19 protein-coding genes and 1 tRNA gene are annotated in these 17,877 nt (G+C 66.8%); 12 read left to right on the top strand and 8 right to left on the bottom strand.

Going from position 1 to position 17,877, the window contains the following annotated elements:
- Positions 1 to 111 precede the first annotated feature (111 nt).
- Complete coding sequence (gene ssb / locus H9Q09_RS02315; RefSeq protein WP_187389715.1) at positions 112 to 633, top strand: single-stranded DNA-binding protein; 522 nt, start codon at positions 112 to 114, stop codon at positions 631 to 633.
- 158 nt (positions 634 to 791) lie between these two features.
- On the opposite strand, the gene H9Q09_RS02310 is transcribed toward ssb, so the two are convergent.
- Positions 792 to 1,442, bottom strand: a complete 651-nt coding sequence (locus H9Q09_RS02310; protein ID WP_187389714.1) for a MarC family protein — start codon at positions 1,440 to 1,442, stop codon at positions 792 to 794.
- A gap of 293 nt (positions 1,443 to 1,735) precedes the next feature.
- Between H9Q09_RS02310 and gyrA the strand changes: the two genes are divergently transcribed.
- On the top strand, positions 1,736 to 4,564 hold the full coding sequence (gene gyrA, locus H9Q09_RS02305; protein ID WP_348646264.1) for a DNA gyrase subunit A: 2,829 nt from the start codon (positions 1,736 to 1,738) through the stop codon (positions 4,562 to 4,564).
- Positions 4,565 to 4,712: 148 nt separating this feature from the next.
- Here gyrA and H9Q09_RS22645 read toward each other — a convergent pair whose 3' ends face one another.
- Entirely contained in the window at positions 4,713 to 4,841 is a 129-nt protein-coding gene (locus tag H9Q09_RS22645) for a hypothetical protein (protein WP_266102134.1), read from the bottom strand.
- A 160-nt stretch (positions 4,842 to 5,001) separates the two neighbouring features.
- On the opposite strand from H9Q09_RS22645, the gene coaD reads away from it, so the two are divergent.
- The 5 genes from coaD to tgt all read left to right on the top strand — a co-directional run bounded on the left by coaD (position 5,002) and on the right by tgt (position 8,918).
- Positions 5,002 to 5,484: a pantetheine-phosphate adenylyltransferase gene (gene coaD / locus H9Q09_RS02300; RefSeq protein ID WP_187389712.1), complete on the top strand. Its 483-nt coding sequence runs from the start codon at positions 5,002 to 5,004 to the stop codon at positions 5,482 to 5,484.
- 94 nt (positions 5,485 to 5,578) lie between these two features.
- Positions 5,579 to 6,079, top strand: a complete 501-nt coding sequence (locus H9Q09_RS02295) for a peptidylprolyl isomerase (protein ID WP_187389798.1) — start codon at positions 5,579 to 5,581, stop codon at positions 6,077 to 6,079.
- Positions 6,080 to 6,205: 126 nt separating this feature from the next.
- Positions 6,206 to 6,676, top strand: coding sequence for a peptidylprolyl isomerase (locus H9Q09_RS02290; protein WP_024350658.1), 471 nt, complete (start codon positions 6,206 to 6,208; stop codon positions 6,674 to 6,676).
- Positions 6,677 to 6,696: 20 nt separating this feature from the next.
- Positions 6,697 to 7,788 carry a tRNA preQ1(34) S-adenosylmethionine ribosyltransferase-isomerase QueA gene (queA, locus tag H9Q09_RS02285; protein WP_187389711.1) on the top strand — a complete coding sequence of 364 codons (1,092 nt, stop codon included), beginning with the start codon at positions 6,697 to 6,699 and terminating at the stop codon, positions 7,786 to 7,788.
- Positions 7,785 to 8,918 carry a tRNA guanosine(34) transglycosylase Tgt gene (tgt, locus tag H9Q09_RS02280; RefSeq protein ID WP_187389710.1) on the top strand — a complete coding sequence of 378 codons (1,134 nt, stop codon included), beginning with the start codon at positions 7,785 to 7,787 and terminating at the stop codon, positions 8,916 to 8,918. The genes queA and tgt overlap by 4 nt, the downstream gene beginning before the upstream one ends.
- A gap of 36 nt (positions 8,919 to 8,954) precedes the next feature.
- Here tgt and H9Q09_RS02275 read toward each other — a convergent pair whose 3' ends face one another.
- The 3 genes from H9Q09_RS02275 to H9Q09_RS02265 all read right to left on the bottom strand — a co-directional run bounded on the left by H9Q09_RS02275 (position 8,955) and on the right by H9Q09_RS02265 (position 10,010).
- The gene (locus H9Q09_RS02275; protein WP_246715963.1) at positions 8,955 to 9,377 is read right to left on the bottom strand and encodes a DUF4864 domain-containing protein; all 423 of its coding nucleotides are present in this window, start codon (positions 9,375 to 9,377) and stop codon (positions 8,955 to 8,957) included.
- A gap of 110 nt (positions 9,378 to 9,487) precedes the next feature.
- Complete coding sequence (locus tag H9Q09_RS02270) at positions 9,488 to 9,703, bottom strand: hypothetical protein (protein ID WP_024350662.1); 216 nt, start codon at positions 9,701 to 9,703, stop codon at positions 9,488 to 9,490.
- Positions 9,704 to 9,827: 124 nt separating this feature from the next.
- Entirely contained in the window at positions 9,828 to 10,010 is a 183-nt protein-coding gene (locus H9Q09_RS02265; RefSeq protein WP_148233791.1) for a hypothetical protein, read from the bottom strand.
- 291 nt (positions 10,011 to 10,301) lie between these two features.
- Here H9Q09_RS02265 and H9Q09_RS02260 point away from each other — a divergent pair, with 291 nt between their 5' ends.
- Positions 10,302 to 11,702, top strand: coding sequence for a TrkH family potassium uptake protein (locus H9Q09_RS02260; protein WP_024350663.1), 1,401 nt, complete (start codon positions 10,302 to 10,304; stop codon positions 11,700 to 11,702).
- 36 nt (positions 11,703 to 11,738) lie between these two features.
- On the opposite strand, the gene H9Q09_RS02255 is transcribed toward H9Q09_RS02260, so the two are convergent.
- The 3 genes from H9Q09_RS02255 to H9Q09_RS02245 form a co-directional block, all read right to left on the bottom strand.
- Positions 11,739 to 11,921, bottom strand: a complete 183-nt coding sequence (locus H9Q09_RS02255) for a hypothetical protein (protein ID WP_187389708.1) — start codon at positions 11,919 to 11,921, stop codon at positions 11,739 to 11,741.
- 195 nt (positions 11,922 to 12,116) lie between these two features.
- A complete protein-coding gene (locus tag H9Q09_RS02250) occupies positions 12,117 to 12,371 on the bottom strand; it encodes a hypothetical protein (protein WP_060576900.1) in 255 nt (84 codons plus the stop codon).
- 99 nt (positions 12,372 to 12,470) lie between these two features.
- Positions 12,471 to 12,546: transfer RNA gene (locus H9Q09_RS02245), tRNA-Lys, on the bottom strand.
- A gap of 254 nt (positions 12,547 to 12,800) precedes the next feature.
- Between H9Q09_RS02245 and H9Q09_RS02240 the strand changes: the two genes are divergently transcribed.
- The 4 genes from H9Q09_RS02240 to H9Q09_RS02225 all read left to right on the top strand — a co-directional run bounded on the left by H9Q09_RS02240 (position 12,801) and on the right by H9Q09_RS02225 (position 17,856).
- A complete protein-coding gene (locus tag H9Q09_RS02240) occupies positions 12,801 to 13,541 on the top strand; it encodes a cytochrome c biogenesis CcdA family protein (RefSeq protein ID WP_024350667.1) in 741 nt (246 codons plus the stop codon).
- 155 nt (positions 13,542 to 13,696) lie between these two features.
- Entirely contained in the window at positions 13,697 to 15,061 is a 1,365-nt protein-coding gene (gene glmU, locus H9Q09_RS02235) for a bifunctional UDP-N-acetylglucosamine diphosphorylase/glucosamine-1-phosphate N-acetyltransferase GlmU (RefSeq protein WP_187389707.1), read from the top strand.
- Between the two features lie 129 nt (positions 15,062 to 15,190).
- Positions 15,191 to 17,017 carry a glutamine--fructose-6-phosphate transaminase (isomerizing) gene (gene glmS, locus H9Q09_RS02230; RefSeq protein ID WP_187389706.1) on the top strand — a complete coding sequence of 609 codons (1,827 nt, stop codon included), beginning with the start codon at positions 15,191 to 15,193 and terminating at the stop codon, positions 17,015 to 17,017.
- A gap of 128 nt (positions 17,018 to 17,145) precedes the next feature.
- Entirely contained in the window at positions 17,146 to 17,856 is a 711-nt protein-coding gene (locus H9Q09_RS02225) for a DUF502 domain-containing protein (protein ID WP_009209552.1), read from the top strand.
- Positions 17,857 to 17,877: the final 21 nt, after the last annotated feature.

Here is a 17,877-nt window from a genome sequence, read left to right as displayed (position 1 = left end):
GATCGCGGTTCAGCGGCGGCGGACAAGGCGGTGGACGACGGGGCCGGGCTGCTTTCGTCCAGCCGCGCGGTCGGATAGGGTCGCGCCGATTTTCAGATTTGGAGTTTCGTCATGGCAGGCAGTGTCAACAAGGTCATTCTGGTGGGCAATCTCGGGGCCGATCCCGAGATCCGCCGCCTGAATTCCGGCGACGCCGTCGTCAATCTGCGGATCGCGACCTCGGAATCCTGGCGCGACCGCCAGTCGGGCGAGCGTCGCGAGCGCACCGAATGGCACAACGTCGTGATCTTCAACGAGAACCTGGTGAAGGTCGCCGAGCAGTTCCTGAAGAAGGGCTCGAAGATCTATATCGAGGGTGCCCTGCAGACCCGCAGCTGGGAAGACCAGTCGGGCCAGAAGCGCTACACCACCGAGGTCGTGCTGCAGAAATTCCGCGGCGAGCTGCAGATGCTCGATGGCCGCAACGAAGGCGGCGGCGGCGGGGGTGGCGCTGCTGGCGGCGGCGGCGGTTATGACCGCGGCGGCGGCGGCGGTGGCCGTATCGAGCAGGGCGGCGGTGGCGGCGGCGACCGTGGCTATGGCGGCGGCGGTGGCGGCTCGTCCCGCGACCTCGACGACGAAATCCCGTTCTGATCGCCAAACCGATCACGGAATGAGAGGGCATCCGGCGAAAGCCGGGTGCCCTTTTTCGTTGTCAGGATGGGGCGGACGGCATGTGGCGACGGTTTGCGGAGCGCTTCACCCGGCATGACGCGCCGGGGCCATGGCGTCCTGCCGGCATCGTGTCGCGATCAGCTCAGGGCCGTCGCGCCTTGCTGGCTGGTGCGGATGAGTTCGGCGGCGCCGTCGGCGACGAACTGAACGGCGAGGGCGGCCAGGAGAACGCCGAGCAGCCGCGAGATCACTGCGCGCCCGGTGACGCCGAGAAACCGGTCGACCCGGTGGGCGAGGGCAAGGAAGGCGAAGCTCACGGTGAGCGCCGTGAAGATTACTCCGACCAGGGCCGCCTGACCACCGAGGCTGGGCAGCGAGCCGGACAGCAGGATCACCGCCGAGATGGCGCCCGGACCGGCGATCAGCGGGATCGCCATCGGGAAGGCGGCGACGTCGGCGGCGTCGGGATCGTCCACGGCCTCGTTGGCGCTGCGCTGCTTGCGCTCATTGCGTTTCTCGAAGACCAGCTCGAAGGCGATCCAGAACAGGAACAGGCCACCGGCGACCCGGAAGGCGCCGAGCGTGATGCCGAGCGTGCGCAGGATACCGAGGCCGAAGAGGGCGAAGATCGTCAGGATCGCGAAGGCGATCAGGCAGGCGCGCAACGCCGTCCGCTGGCGCTCCTTCTCGTTCATCTCCGGCGTCAGGGCGAGGAACAGCGGCACCAGCCCGAGCGGATCGATGATGACGAAGAGGGTGACGAACCCCGACAGGAGAAGATCGAACATGGGTTCCGCGATCCCGTGAAGCCTTCGCCATCGGTAACAGGTGGCGCCAGCCGGTCAAAGGCCGTCGGCCGGAAAACCGCCGAATCGGGTGATTCCTGCCGCGAAGGCGGGTTTTCGGCACCCGCACGCCGGACACGTGTCGCGGTTTCTTTTGGATAGCGCGTAAGCGGCTGGCAACATTGGCCTTTCGAGGCCGCGCAAATGGGCGCTGCAATTGCTCCTGCGGGCTGTTCGGGCTATAGGCAGAACACGAATTTTGAGTCAATCGGGACACAGTCTTGGCCGAAGACGACATCACGACGCCGCCGGAGCGACCCACCGGTATCGATTCCATCTCGATCATCGAGGAAATGCAGCGCAGCTATCTCGATTACGCCATGAGCGTGATCGTCAGCCGTGCGCTTCCCGATGTGCGCGACGGACTGAAGCCGGTGCATCGGCGCATCCTCTACGCGATGCACGGCATGGGCCTGACCTTCAACCGACCGTACCGCAAGTCTGCCGGTGTCGTCGGTGAGGTGATGGGTAAGTACCATCCGCACGGCGATTCCTCGATCTACGACGCCTTGGTCCGCATGGCGCAGGACTGGTCGCTGCGCGCGCCGCTCATCGAGGGGCAGGGCAATTTCGGCTCGATCGACGGCGATCCGCCGGCGGCCATGCGCTACACCGAGACGCGTCTCTACAAGGTGTCGGAAGCGCTGCTCGCCGACATCGACAAGGAAACCGTCAACTTCCAGGACAATTACGACGGTCGCGAGCAGGAGCCGGTCGTCCTGCCGGCGCGGTTCCCGAACCTCCTGGTGAACGGCTCCGGCGGTATCGCCGTTGGCATGGCGACGAACATTCCGCCGCACAATCTCGGCGAGATTGTCGATGGCTGCGTGGCGATGATCGACAATCCGGCGATCACGCTGGAAGAGCTGATGGGCTTCATTCCGGGGCCCGACTTCCCCACTGGCGCCATCGTCCTGGGCCGTGCGGGCATCCTGTCGGCCTATTCGACTGGTCGCGGCTCGATCCTGATGCGCGGCAAGGCGCATGTCGAACCGATGCGCAACGATCGCGAGGCGATCGTCATCACCGAGGTGCCGTTCCAGGTCAACAAGTCGACGATGATCGAGAAGATGGCCGATCTGGTCCGCGAGAAGCGGATCGAGGGCATTTCCGACATTCGCGACGAGAGTGACCGCGACGGCTACCGCGTCGTCGTCGAGCTGAAGCGCGACGCGTCGTCCGACGTCATTCTCAACCAGCTCTACCGCTTCACGCCGTTGCAGACGACCTTCGGCGCCAACATGGTCGCGCTGAATGGCGGCCGGCCCGAGCAGATGACGCTGCCCGACATGCTGTCGGCCTTCATCTCGTTCCGCGAGGAAGTGGTCAACCGGCGCACCAAGTACCTGCTGCGCAAGGCGCGCGAGCGTGCCCATGTCCTCGTCGGCCTCGCCATCGCCGTGGCCAATATCGACGAGGTGATCAAGCTGATCCGGGCCGCGCCCGATCCGGCGACCGCCCGCGAGCAGCTGATGACCCGCGCCTGGGAAGCCAAGGACGTGGCGCCGCTGATCCGGCTGATCGACGATCCGCGCCACCGCATCACCGAAGAGGGCACCTATCGTCTGTCCGAGGCGCAGGCCCGCGCCATTCTCGACCTGCGCCTGCAGCGCCTGACCGCGCTCGGCCGCGACGAGATCGGCGACGAGCTGAACAAGATCGGCGAGGAGATCCGGGAATATCTGGAGATCCTGTCGTCGCGCGTCCGCGTGCGCGAGATCATCAAGGAAGAGCTGATCGCGGTCCGCGACGAATTCGCGACGCCGCGCCGCACCGAGCTCTCCGAGGGCGCGGCGGACATGGACGACGAGGACCTGATCCCGCGCGAGGACATGGTCGTCACGGTCAGCCATGGCGGCTACATCAAGCGCGTGCCGCTGGCCACCTACCGGTCGCAGCGTCGCGGCGGCAAGGGCCGCGCCGGCATGTCGCTGAAGAACGACGAGGATTCGGTCACCCGGCTGTTCGTCGCCAATACCCATACGCCGGTGCTGTTCTTCTCGTCGCGCGGCATCGTCTACAAGGAGAAGGTCTGGCGGCTGCCGCTGGCCTCGCCGCAGTCACGCGGCAAGGCACTGATCAACATGCTGCCGCTGGAAAAGGGCGAGCGGATCACCTCGATCCTGCCGCTGCCGAGCGATCCGGACGCGGCGGCCGAGCTGAACGTCATGTTCGCCACGACCCGCGGCACGGTGCGCCGGAACAAGCTGTCCGACTTCACCCAGGTCAACCGCAACGGCAAGATCGCCATGAAGCTCGACGAGGACGGCGACGAGATCCTCGCCGTCGCGACGTGCTCCGAGGACGACGACGTCCTTCTGACCGCGGCGTCGGGCCAGTGCATCCGCTTCCAGGCGACGGATGTGCGCGTCTTCGCCGGCCGCAATTCGGTCGGCGTGCGCGGCATCTCGCTGGGCGAGGGCGACCGGGTCATTTCCATGGCGATCCTGCGCCATGTGGATGCCACCCCGGCCGAACGCGCCTCCTATCTGAAGATGCGCCGTGCCGTCGAAGGCGCGTCCGACGCCGATCTCACCGCCGAGCCGACGGTCGAGGAAGAGGGCGCCGGCGACGTCGCCATCGATCAGGAGCGCTACGCCTATCTGAGCGCCGCCGAGGAGATGATCCTCACGGTCAGCGAGTTCGGCTACGGCAAGCGGTCGTCGTCCTACGAGTTCCGGGTGATCGGCCGTGGCGGCAAGGGCATCCGTGCCACCGATACGAGCCGGGCCTCCGAGATCGGCCAGCTCATGGCCGGCTTCCCGGTGGAGAGCGGCGACCAGATCCTGCTGGTCACCGATCGCGGCCAGCTCATTCGCGTGCCGGTCGAGGGCATCCGCACCGCCGGCCGCGCCACCCGCGGCGTCACCATCTTCAAGACGGCCGACGGCGAGCGCGTCGTTTCGGTCGAGCGCATTCCCGATCAGGGCGCCGACGAGGCGGGCGAAGCCGAGGCCGACACGATCGACGGGGACATCGAAGACGGTGGCATCGACGGTTCGACGCCGGACGGGGCAGGGCCGGACGACGCCGCGCCCGACGGTGATGTTCCGCCGCAGGAATAGCGCCGCCACCCGCGCAACGAAAAAAGGACTGCCGCGATCTTGTCGCGGCAGTCCTTTTCGCATTCGTGGCACGGTCCAGGCCGACCCGTTCGTCGCCTATTCCGGAACCGGTTCTTCGAAACTCGGCTCCGTCAACGGCCGAACCGGCTCAGCGCATGGTGCGGGTACGATTGGCGGTCACGCGGAGGCGCTGCGCCTGGGATTCATTGTGCAGGGTGATCGCGGTCGCCGTTGCGAGGGTGACGACCATGGCGATGGACAGGGCGAAGACCAGCATCGTGTTTCTCCATTATTCGACTTGACAACGGACCGCGTTGCAATTCGTTCCAGATAGCAGCGTTTCGCTGAACGATGCCGGAAGCTGCGGTTCATCATCCGTTCATCGGCGGGCGGTCCGCGGCGTCTCACCGATGCCGCATGCGAGGGGACAGGACGACATGACACGCGCCTTCTATCCGGGGTCGTTCGACCCGATGACCAACGGCCATCTCGACATTCTCCGCCAGGCGCTGGCGGTCTTCGACACGGTCGTCGTCGGCATCGGGGTGCATCCGGGCAAGACGCCGATGTTCAGCTTCGACGAGCGGGCCCGGCTGATTGCCGATTGCGTTGGCGGCACGTCGAAGGCCGAGCTGCGCGTCGTCGCGTTCGACAACCTGGCCGTCGATGCGGCGGTCGATGCCGGCGCGACGGCGATCGTGCGCGGCCTGCGTGACGGCACCGACCTGAATTACGAGATGCAGATGTCGGGCATGAACGGCGTCATGCGACCGGAGGTGACGACGGTGTTCTTTCCCGCGTCGCCTGCGACGAGGCCCATAACCGCCACATTGGTTCGGCAGATCGCCCGCATGGGAGGGGACGTGACTGCGTTCGTTCCTGCCAATGTCGCCGAGGCGATACGAGGAAAGACCGCCTGACGCCGAGCGCAGGCGCGAGAGCTGGAGTAAGTCCGACATGAAGATTTTCGCATCGCTGGGACTGGCCGTTTCCCTGGCCGCCACCGCCTTTGCCATGCCTGCCACCGCCCAGTCGTCCGATCCGGACAACATGCTGGTGATCACCACCAAGAATGGCGACATCGACATCCAGCTGCGGCCCGACCTCGCCCCCAGCCATGTCGAGCGGATCAAGGAACTCGCCAAGGAAGGCTTCTATGACGGCGTCGTCTTCCACCGCGTCATCGAGGGCTTCATGGCCCAGACCGGCGACCCGACGGGCACCGGCATGGGCGGTTCCGACAAGCCGGACCTGAAGGCGGAGTTCTCGGACGAGACCTTCGACCGCGGCACCGTCGGCATGGCGCGCTCGCAGGACCCGAACTCGGCCAATTCGCAGTTCTTCATCATGCTCGCCGACGGCGACTTCCTCGACGGCCAGTACACCGTGGTCGGCGACGTCGTCTCGGGCATGGAGACCGTCGACGCCATCAAGAAGGGCGATCCGGCCCAGAACGGCTCGGTCGACGACCCCGACGCGATGGTCAAGGTCACCGTCGGCGGCGACGCCGGCTGAGGTTGACGCTCCCGCGGTTCGCCCGAGGCTTGTGCCAACAGGCGAATCCGCCCAAGTAAGGGCATGAATGGCGGTTCCGGTGATCGGAGCCGCCTGTTTTGCATGTTTGAATCGAAGGAGAACGAGATGGCCTACGACAATCCGGAAGATACGCTGGTCCTCGAGACGACCAAGGGCCAGGTGGTCATCAAGCTGCGGCCCGATCTGGCTCCGAACCATGTCGCCCGAGTCAAGGAACTGGCCCGCGAGGGCTTCTACGACGGCGTCGTCTTCCACCGCGTCATCGACGGTTTCATGGCCCAGACCGGCGATCCCACAGGCACCGGTGCCGGCGGCTCCGACAAGCCGGACCTGCGCGCCGAGTTCTCCGCCGAGCCGCACAAGCGTGGCACGGTCTCCGCCGCCCGCACCGCCAACCCGAACTCGGCCAATTCGCAGTTTTACATCTGCTTCGACCGCGCGCCGTGGCTCGACCGCCAGTACAGCGTCTGGGGCGAGGTCATCGAGGGCATGGACAACGTCGACAAGATCAAGAAGGGCGAGCCGGTCCAGGATCCGGACTCCATCACCACCATGCGCGTCGCAGCCGACCTCTAGGCCCGGCCACTCGATCCGGCATGCGCGTCGACCTGTTCGATTTCGAGCTGCCGCCGGAGCGGATCGCGCTCCGGCCGGTCTCTCCGCGTGAGAGCGCGCGCCTGCTCTGCGTCGATCCGGCCGGTGCGCTGGCCGATCAGACGGTCGGCGACCTGCCGTCGCTGCTGACACCGGGCGATGTCCTGGTCTTCAACGACACGAAAGTGATCCCGGCGCAGCTCGAAGGGCTGCGCCGGCGCCCGGGCTCGGTTGAGGGCGAGGGCGTTGCCCAGATCTCTGCCACCCTGCACATGCGCGAGGCGCCGGATCGCTGGCTGGCCTTCGTGCGGCCCGGCAAGCGGGTCAAGATCGGCGACCGCATCGCCTTCGGCCATGGCGGCAATGCGTGCCTCGCCGGCACGCTGGAAGCCACGGTGGAAACCCGCGGCGAGGGCGGCGAAGCCTCGCTGCGCTTCGATCTGTCCGGCCCGGCCCTGGACGAGGCGATCGCCGCCGTCGGGCATATTCCGCTGCCGCCCTATATCGCCTCGAAGCGTCCCGACGATTTCCAGGACCGCACCGACTACCAGACCGTCTACGCCCGCGAGGACGGCGCCGTTGCCGCACCCACGGCGGGACTGCATTTCACCCCCGATCTGTTCGCCCGCCTTGCCGCCCGCGATATCGCCACCGAATATCTGACACTGCATGTGGGCGCGGGCACGTTCCTGCCGGTCAAGGCCGAGGACACCGCCGACCACCGCATGCACAGCGAGATCGGCCGCGTCACCGAGGAGAGCGCCGAGCGCCTGAACGCGGCGCGCCGCGAGGGCCGTCGCATCGTATCCGTCGGCACGACGTCGCTGCGGCTCCTGGAGAGCGCAGCCGACGCCGATGGCACCATCCGGCCCTTTTCCGGCCCCACCGACATCTTCATCACGCCGGGCTACCGCTTCCGGGCCGTCGACCGGCTGATGACCAATTTTCACCTGCCGCGCTCGACCCTGTTCATGCTGGTCAGCGCATTCAGCGGGATCGACACGATGAAATCCGCCTACGCCCACGCCATCGCCAATGAGTATCGCTTCTATTCGTATGGCGACGCCTGCCTGCTCGACCGGGCCGCGGCATGAGCGACACCTTCCAGTTCAAGCTCATCGCCACCGACGGCAAGGCCCGGCGCGGCGTCATCACCATGCCGCGCGGCGAGGTGCGCACGCCGGCCTTCATGCCGGTCGGCACCGCCGGCACGGTCAAGGCGATGTATCTCGACCAGGTGCGGGAGCTCGGCTCCGACATCATTCTCGGCAATGTCTACCATCTGATGCTGCGACCGGGCGCGGAGCGCGTCGCCCGGCTGGGTGGTCTGCATGACTTCGCGCTGTGGCCGCATCCGATCCTGACCGATTCGGGCGGCTTCCAGGTGATGTCGCTCGCCAGCCTGCGCGAGCTCGACGAGACGGGCGTGCGTTTCCGTTCGCATATCGACGGCTCGAAGCATGAACTAACGCCCGAACGCTCGATCGAGATCCAGGGACTTCTGGATTCCGACATCCAGATGCAGCTCGACGAATGCATCCGCCTGCCAGCGGAGCGCGCGGAGATTGAGCGCGCCATGGAAATGTCGCTGCGCTGGGCCGAGCGATCGGCAAAGGCCTTCGGCGACCAGCCGGGCAAGGCGATGTTCGGCATCGTCCAGGGCGGTGACCTGATCGACCTGCGGGTCCGTTCGGCCGAGCGGCTGGCGGCGATGGATCTGGAGGGCTACGCGGTCGGCGGACTGGCGGTCGGCGAGCCACAGGACGTGATGCTGGCGACCCTCGACGAGACGCTGCCGGTGATGCCGGTGGAAAAGCCGCGCTACCTGATGGGCGTCGGCACGCCGGACGACATCCTGCAATCGGTGGCACGGGGCATCGACATGTTCGACTGCGTCATGCCGACCCGGGCGGGTCGCCACGGTCTCGCCTATACGCGCTTCGGCAAGGTCAATCTGAAGAATGCCCGCCATGCCGACGACCCGCGGCCGCTGGACGACGCGTCCGACTGCCCGGCGTCGCGCGATTATTCGCGCGCTTATCTGCACCATCTGGTGCGCTCCAACGAAGCGCTGGCCTCGATGTTGCTGACCTGGAACAACCTGGCCTATTACCAGTCGCTGATGGCCGGCATGCGCGGGGCGATCGAGGCGGGCGGCTTCGAGGACTTTGCCGCCGCCACCAAGGCCGGCTGGGCGCGCGGCGACCTGCCGCCATACGGCTGAGCCGGCGCAGGCGGACGGCTGCCTGTCCGCCCGATGTCAGACGGCCAGATCGTCGCCCTTGCGGATCGTGCAGCCGGTGATCTTCATCGTGCCGTCCGGCTGGCGCTCCAGGGTATAGCTCGCCACCCAGCTTCGCCCGCGCGAATCGGTGAGGTCCACCTCCTGGCGGAAGCCGGCGCCCTCCGGCTTCAACGCGCCGAACACGGCGCTTTGCGACCGGTAAACCGGGTCGTACCCCTGCTTCACCATCGCCATGAAGGATTGCGGCGAGGGGAAGAGGGTCCGGACGTTCGGGGCTGCATGGGAATAGGCTTCGGCACCATCGCCGTTGCGGAAAGCGTCGAGCTGGGCGCCGATCACCGCGCGGATGTCCTCGGCATCGCCGGCCGCGGTCGGCCCGGCAAATGCCGCTGTCCAGACCAATGCCGCCGCTGCGGCCAAAATCACCCGTCGTAGCATCCTGCACTCCTTTCGTGGGACCGAAAGGATCGGCGCGAAGGCCGCAAGGGGAAAGCGGCCGCCATGCAACTTACCGTGAGGCCGGCCACTCCATTGCGTCGGACGACCTCTCAGCCGTCATTGGCCGAGTTGAGGTCGCAGGGACGGCGGCCTTCCTCATGGGTGGCCAGTGCCGCCACGACCCGGACCGGCGCATCGGTCAGGCGGAGATCGATCCGCAATCCGGCGGCTGCGGCGTCTTCGAGGGCACGGTTCAGCGCATCCGCGCCGGTCTGGATCCGGTCGAGAATGTGCTGATGCTCTGGGCTTTGGGGTGCGAGGGTCATCTCCCGTAATTGAGCGCAGACGCGCATCAAGACAAGGAGCGGGCCTTCCGATGCAGATGTCGGGTCACCGCCGGATCAGCCGGCGGGACCAGGGGCGGCGGGCGTCGACGCCCGCCGGAAGACCTCAACGCTGGGTCTTGAGATAATCCTTGCCCGTGCGGGTCGGGCGCCATTTGGAATCGCGGTGCTCGATGAAGCCGAGCTGCTTGAGGTCGGGAATGAGGCCCGTCGCGGGGAGATCGACCGGCTCGCGCTTGAGCTGAACGAGCAGCGCGCGGCTCTCGGGGGTCATGCGTGGCAACGCCATGGAATTCGTCCTTCTTGGGAATATGCACGGTGTCGGCCTTTGCGGCCGCCAAAGCAAGGGGGCGCCATGCCGCGGCGCCGGGCCGAGGCTCGCGGCAACGGAGTGCCACTGACGTGAACGGGCGCTGGCTGTCAGCAGGGCTGGCTGGCTAGCGCAGGACAGATTGCTCATCCGCGCAGGCTTGGCTAGACAATCCTATCGCTCGGCAGCCGGATCGGATGCCGCAAGCTGCTTGGGGGAGCCGGCATTCTTCAGTCCATTTTTCATGTCGCGGCGATCTTCGGGCTGGCTGTGGCGGCCGCCATGCTCGTGCCGGCCCTGGTCGATCTCGGCGACGAGAACGACGACTGGCAGGTGTTCATCGGCTCGGCCTTCCTGATCGGGGCGTTCTGCACCCTCGTGGCGACGGCGACGCGGAGGAAAAGCCAGGCCCGGCTGAGCCAGCGATACGGCTTCCTGCTGGTCACGACCATCTGGGTCTTCGCGCCGACGGTCGCGTCGCTGCCGCTGTATTTCTCGTCGCTGGAGCTGTCTTATGCCGGCGCCTTCTTCGAGGCGATGTCGGGCCTCACCACGACGGGCGGCACGGCGATTTCCGGTCTCGACGTCCTGCCGCGCGGGCTGTTGATGTGGCGCTCGCTGATGCAGTGGATGGGCGGCATCGGCATCATCGGCATGGCGATCCTGATCCTGCCGTCGCTCGGCGCCGGCGGCCTGTCGCTGTTCCAGATGGAGAACTCCGACCGTTCGGACAAGGTTCTGCCGCGGGTGAACCAGCTCGCCGCCGGACTGCTCGGCGCCTATGTGGCGCTGACCATCGCCTGCATGGCGACCTATGTGATGCTCGGCATGGGCGCGTTCGACGCGATCAATCATGCCATGACGACCGTGGCGACGGGCGGCTTCTCCACCCACGACGCCTCGATGGGCTATTTCGAGAGCGACGCCATCCTGATCGCCGCGACGGTCTTCATGATTCTCGGGGCGCTGCCCTTCGTCATCTATATCCGTGCCTTCCTGCCGCGGCGTTTCCAGCGCTGGCGCGATCCGCAGATCCCGGTGTTCCTGGTGATCTGCGCGGTGCTCAGCCTGACGCTGGCTGCCAGCCGGCGGACGATCAACGACACGCCCTTCGGCGAGGCGCTGATCTCGTCCACCTTCAATCTGGTCTCGGTGATCACCACCACCGGCTACGCGTCGGAGGACTATACGCTGTGGTCCAACGCGGCGATCGGCATCTTTTTCACGGCGATGTTCATCGGCGGCTGCGCGGGGTCGACCTCGGGCGGCGTGAAGGCCAATCGGCTGGTGATCCTCTATCTCCTGGTGCGGGCCAGCCTGCACAGGCTGGTGCGCCCGCATGCGGTGCAGCGGCTGCGCTACGGCAACCAGGTGATCTCGACCGACGTCCTGCAGACGGTGACGATCTTCTTCTTCCTGTTCTTCGGCACGCTGCTCACCGGCACGGTGGCGCTGTCGATGTGCGGGCTGGACCTGACCACCGCCTTCACCGGGTCGTTGGCCACCGTCGCCAATGTCGGCCCGGCCTTCGGCCAGATCATCGGGCCGGCCGGCAATTTCGGCAGTCTGCCCGATCCGGCGCTGTGGATTCTTTCCATCAACATGCTGCTCGGCCGCCTCGAACTGGTGACCGTGCTGATCCTGCTGTTCCCGTCGGTCTGGGTGGACTGAGACAGGACGAATTTTTCGCGCGCCCCGCGGCTCTGGTCACTGCCCCGGTTCGGTCGGGGCAGGGGCTGCGGCTCCTGGCTGCAGGCCGTCGGACGGATCGCCGCTGCCTTCGGCGAGGATGAAGGCGCCGATCGCGGCCAGGGTGACGATCACCGCCAGCCATCCGATCGCGGCGTGGTTGCGGCTGCGCTCGCGCGGGCTTTCGTCGCGATTGTCCATGTCGGCTCCCTGTTGGCGAACGATGTCGGGCAACGCCCTGCCGACGGATCCGTCGAACAGGCCGCCGCGGTTCTCGCGCAGCAACGTGCGGGCCGACGTTTCGGGTCCAATGGAAAGCGAGAACAGCGCTCGGGCCGGGCTTGCAATGAAGACCGACGTTGCAGCGCCCGATGAGATATCGCGAAGCGGTCGGCGCTACTCGCCGGCGACTTCGGCCGGCACCTCGCCATGGCGAGTCAGCACGACCGGTTCTTCCAGGACCTCGCCGGTCTCCACGTCGACGGTCTGCTCGACCGCCACGACGCCGACGACATGGCCCAGACGCGTTCCGTCGCGATCGGCACGCTGGCGGGCTTCCTCGGCGGTCTTGAACTGCATCGTCTGGCCGTTGCCGAGGCGGCGGCCCTGCTTGACGAATTGCTGCACGATAAAGAGCTTGCTGGCGGACATGGTCGTTCCCTCGGTGGTGATCACCTTCGACCGTACCGATTACGCCTGTTCGCCCCGGCATGCGACCGGCATTCGTGTAGCTCTAAAATGGGGGAGGTGTGGTGAGCGCGCAGGGACTCGAACCCTGGACCTACAGATTAAAAGTCCGTTGCTCTACCAACTGAGCTACGCGCTCCGACCCCCAGGGCGGTGGCGTCCCGGGAGCAGCGCGCGGACCATAGAAAGGCGCCCCCTCACGGTCAACCGTCTTTCTGACCTCTCGCTGACGGTTTTGCGATTTGCCGCAGGCGGGCGGGACGCCTAGAAGGCGGCGGCGTTGTCGTCCGCCCGCAGGGACAGGGCGGCGCCACCAGGTTGCAGCCTGCGCGCCTAGCATATGGGCGCGCTGGCCGCCGTCGCCGAACGTCTCCCGCAACGAAGGCAGGTCCCTTGTTCGCCGAACTCTCCTATCCGACCGCGGTCTTCGCCGGCGCGCTGTCCTTCCTGTCGCCCTGCGTCCTGCCGCTGGTGCCGCCCTATCTGTGCTACATGGCCGGCGTCTCCGCCGACGAGTTGCGGGCCGGCCGGCAGATGGGAACGACCAGCTACGGCCGGCTGATCGCGACCTCGGTGACCTTCGTCCTCGGCTTCTCGACTGTCTTCATCATGCTCGGGGCCGGCGCCAGCACGATCGGCCAGTTGCTGCGGCAGAACCTCGACTGGCTCGGCATGGTCGCCGGCGTGGCGATCATCGTCATGGGCCTGAACTTCCTCGGTGTCTTCCGCCTGTCCTTCCTGTCGCGCGAGGCGCGGATCAGCGCGCCCGACAAGCCGCGCAGCATTCTCGGCGCCTATCTGATGGGCCTCGCCTTCGCCTTCGGCTGGACGCCCTGCATCGGTCCTGTGCTCGGCGCGATTCTCGGACTGGCGGGTGCGAAGAATACGGTGGGCGAGGGCGCCCTGATGCTGGGCTTCTATTCGGCCGGCCTCGGTATCCCGTTCATCCTGGCCGCCGCCTTTTCCGGAGCCTTCTTCCGCTGGATGCACGGTTTCCGGGCGCATCTGGCGACCGTGGAAAAGGCGATGGGAGGCCTGCTCGTGGTCACCGGCCTTCTGTTCCTGACCGGCGGCATGCAGACCATGTCGTTCTGGCTGCTGGAAACCTTCCCGGCGCTGCAGACCATCGGCTAGCGGCTTAGTGCTCGACCGCCACCGCTGCGTCGCGATGCGTCGCCGGTGGGCATCCTCGTGCCGCGCTTTACCTTGCCGCAACGTTCCCCCTGAACGCGCGCCGGTCCCCGTGCTAAGGCGTGCTGCGAGATTCACGCGAAGAACGCGAGTGCAAGATGGCGAGACGCTGCCTGTCGATCATTCTGGCCGCCGGTGAAGGCACGCGGATGCGGTCGTCGAAATCCAAGGTCCTGCACAAGGTGGCGGGCCTGGAGATGATCCGCCACGTGGTGCGCGCCGCCCGGGCCGCCGGCTCCGACGATGTCGCACTGGTCGTCGGGCGGGACGGGACGAGCGTCGCCGATGCCGCGCGCCGCGAGATCGCCAGCGTCGCCGCCCATGAGCAGACCGAGCGGCTGGGCACCGGCCATGCCGTCTTGGCAGCGCGCGAGGCACTGGCGCAGGGTTTCGACGACATCCTCGTTCTCTTCGGCGACACGCCGCTGATCGGCGCCGACACGCTGGCGCGAGCCCGCGCGACGCTGGCCGACGGGGCCGATGTCTGCGTGGTCGGCTTCCGTCCGGCGGACCCGACCGGCTACGGAAGACTGATCGAGGCCGACGGCGAACTGGTCGCCATTCGCGAGGAGAAGGACGCCGATGCCGATGAGCGTCGGGTCGGCTTCTGCAATGCCGGCGTCATGGCGTTTCGCGGCGACAATGCGCTGGCCATGCTCGACGCGATCGGCAACGCCAATGCCAAGGGCGAATATTACCTGACCGATCTCGTCGCGATCGCCCGCAATGCGGGGCGCCGCGTCCGCGCCATCGAGGCCGACGCCAACGAGGTGCTCGGCGTCAACACCCGCGAGGAGCTGGCGCAGGTTGAAGCCCTGTGGCAGGGCGCGCGACGGCGGCAGGTGATGCTCTCCGGCGTCACCCTCCAGGATCCGGGGAGCGTCTTCTTCAGCCACGACACGGAGCTGGAACCCGACGTCTTCGTCGAGCCGCAGGTGGTCTTCGGTCCGGGCGTCCGGGTCGAGGCCGGCGCCACCATCCACGCCTTCAGCCATCTGGAAGGGTGTCATGTCGGCCAAGGTGCCTCGGTCGGGCCCTTCGCGCGGCTGCGGCCGGGAGCGGACCTTTCGCAAGACGCCAAGGTCGGCAATTTCTGCGAGGTCAAGAACGCCGAGATCGGCGTGGGCGCCAAGGTCAACCATCTCAGCTATATCGGCGACACGAGCGTCGGCGCGGCGGCCAATATTGGCGCCGGCACCATCACCTGCAATTACGACGGCGCGCTGAAGCACCGGACCGAGATCGGCGCGGGCTCGTTCATCGGGTCGAACTCGGCGCTGGTCGCACCGGTGCGCATCGGCGAGGGCGCCTATGTGGGCACCGGCAGCGTCGTCACCGACGACGTGCCGGACGGGGCCCTGGCCATCGCCCGCGAACGCCAGGTGACCAAGCCCGGCCGCGGCCGCGAGATCGCCGAGCGCAACAGGGCGGCCAAGGCCGCAAAGGCCGCCGGCAAGGCCTGACCGCTTCGTAATCTCGCGATACCATTCGTGAATCACCGCAGCGCCGCATTTCGTCTAGGTTGCGCTGCGTAGCCCGCCCTCCGGGCTCCCATATCCACCGCCTCATCCAGCCAATCCGGGAACCAGTCCATGTGCGGAATTATCGGCATCATCAGCCGCGAACAGGTGGCCGACCGTCTCGTCGACGCGCTGAAGCGGCTCGAATATCGCGGCTATGACTCCGCCGGCGTCGCCACGCTGGAAGACGGGGCGCTGACGCGCCTGCGCGCCGAGGGCAAGCTGGTCAACCTCGCCGCACGGCTCGCCGACCATCCGCTGAAGGGCACGATCGGCATCGGCCACACCCGCTGGGCGACCCATGGCGCGGCGACAGAGGCCAATGCCCATCCGCATGCGACGCCGCGGCTGGCGATCGTCCACAACGGCATCATCGAGAACTACCGCGAGCTGCGCACCGAGCTGGAAGCCGAGGGCATCGTCTTCGAGAGCCAGACCGACACGGAGACGGTCGCCCATCTGGTGACGCGCGAGCTGGAGCGCGGCCAGTCGCCCAAGGACGCCGTCCACACGGTGCTGCAGCGCCTGGAGGGCGCCTTCTCGCTGGGCTTCCTGTTCAACGGAAACGAGGACCTTCTGATCTGCGCCCGGCGCGGCAGCCCGCTGGCGATCGGCGAAGGCAAGGGCGAGATGTATCTCGGCTCGGACGCCATCGCGCTGTCGCCCTTCACCGACGACATCCGCTATCTGGAAGAGGGCGACTTCGCCGTCCTCACCCATGACAGCGTCTCGATCTTCGATGAGGACGGGCGCCCGGTGACGCGGCCGATCCGCAAGTCGGTCGGCAAGGCCTTCTATGTCGACAAGGGCAACCACCGGCACTTCATGCAGAAGGAAATCTACGAGCAGCCAGAGGTGCTGTCGCACACGCTCGGCGCCTTCGTGGACATGTCGAGCGGACGCGCGCGGATCCCCGACGGCCAGGATCTCGACTTCTCGAAGATCCGTCGCATCGCGCTGTCGGCCTGCGGCACGGGATTCTACGCGGCGCTCGTCGGCCGCTATTATTTCGAGCGCTTCGCCGGCATTCCCTGCGATCTCGATGTGGCGTCCGAGTTCCGCTACCGGGAGAGTCCGCTTGGCGATGTCGACCTGGCCCTGTTCGTCTCGCAGTCGGGCGAGACCGCCGATACGCTCGCCTCGCTGCGCTACGCCAAGTCGCAGGGGCTGAAGACCTCGGCGATCGTCAACGTCCAGGAATCGACCATCGCGCGGGAATCGGACTTCGTACTGCCGACGCTGGCCGGGCCGGAAATCGGCGTGGCTTCGACCAAAGCCTTCACGTGCCAGCTTATGGCACTGGCCGCGTTGGCAATTCGCGCCGGCGTCGACCGCGGCGTGATTACCCCCGAGCGCGAGCTGGAACTGACCCGCACGCTGACCGAGGCGCCGCGGCTCGCCAACGAGGCGATCCGCCTGGAGGAGACGATCGAGCGGCTGGCACGGGACATGGCGACCAAGTCGCATGCGCTGTTCCTCGGCCGCGGCTTCTCCTATCCGCTCGCGCTGGAAGGCGCGTTGAAGCTCAAGGAAATCAGCTACATCCATGCGGAAGGTTATGCAGCAGGCGAACTGAAGCACGGACCGATCGCGCTGATCGACGAGACCATGCCCGTCGTCGTCGTGGCGCCGCATGATCGCAGCTTCGAGAAGACCATCTCCAACGTGCAGGAAGTGGCGGCCCGCGGCGGCGAGATCATCCTGATCACCGATGCCTCGGGCGCCGCGAGCGGCGCGGTGGAGGGTGCGCAGATGATCGTCCTGCCGGACATGCCGGAGATCCTGACGCCGATCGTCTACGCCATTCCGCTGCAGCTGCTCGCCTATCACACGGCGATCCAGATGGGCACGGATGTCGACCAGCCGCGCAACCTGGCGAAGTCGGTCACCGTGGAGTGACGGTTCGGCACTCTTCGCACCTGCGAAAAGAGTTGCCTTGCATTCGCCATGGGGGCAAGTGAGTCTCGATTGAGCGAGGCGCAGGCCTTTGATGGTGCGCCGCAGCGGCGCTGGAGCAGACAACGGCCATGACGCGGCTTCGAACCTATTTCCTGACCGGCTTCATCGTCTGCGCGCCGCTTGCGATCACCGCCTGGATCACCTGGTCCTTCATGGGCTGGGTCGATGGCTGGGTGAAGCCCTACATCCCGACGCAATACACGCCGGACGCCTATCTGCCCTTCGCCATCCCCGGCTTTGGGCTTCTGGTGGCGCTGTTCCTGATCACCGCAATCGGCTTTCTGACCGCCAACATCATCGGCCGGACCCTGGTGAACTGGAGCGAGCATCTGCTCGGCCGGATGCCGCTGGTGCGCACGGTCTACACCGCCCTTAAGCAGATCTTCGAGACGGTGCTGGCCGACCGGTCGTCGTCCTTCAAGACGGCCGGTCTGGTCGAATATCCGCGCAAGGGCATGTGGGCGATCGTCTTCGTGGCGACCACGGCGACCGGCGAGATCAAGACGGTCCTGTCGGACCAGGGCGAGGAGATGCTGGCGATCTTCCTGCCGCCGACGCCCAACCCGACCTCTGGCTTCCTGCTCTACGTGCCGAGGGCCGACGTGCGCATTCTCAACATGAGCATTGAGGCGGCGCTGAAGCTGGTCGTCTCGGCAGGGCTCGTCTCGCCAGAAGAGGGCGGCGCGGTGCGCGGCAAGCCGATGACGGTGGCCGAGGCGTCCCGGCTGGTGCGGGCCGAGCCGGCCCCCGCCGATCGCCAGGCAGAGCCGGTCGACTGACGCGAATGCGGATCGCCTCCG

The organism is Aurantimonas sp. DM33-3 (assembly GCF_014334315.1).
Taxonomy (GTDB): Bacteria; Pseudomonadota; Alphaproteobacteria; order Rhizobiales; family Rhizobiaceae; genus Aurantimonas; species Aurantimonas coralicida.
This window is presented reverse-complemented; position numbering and strand designations above follow the sequence as displayed.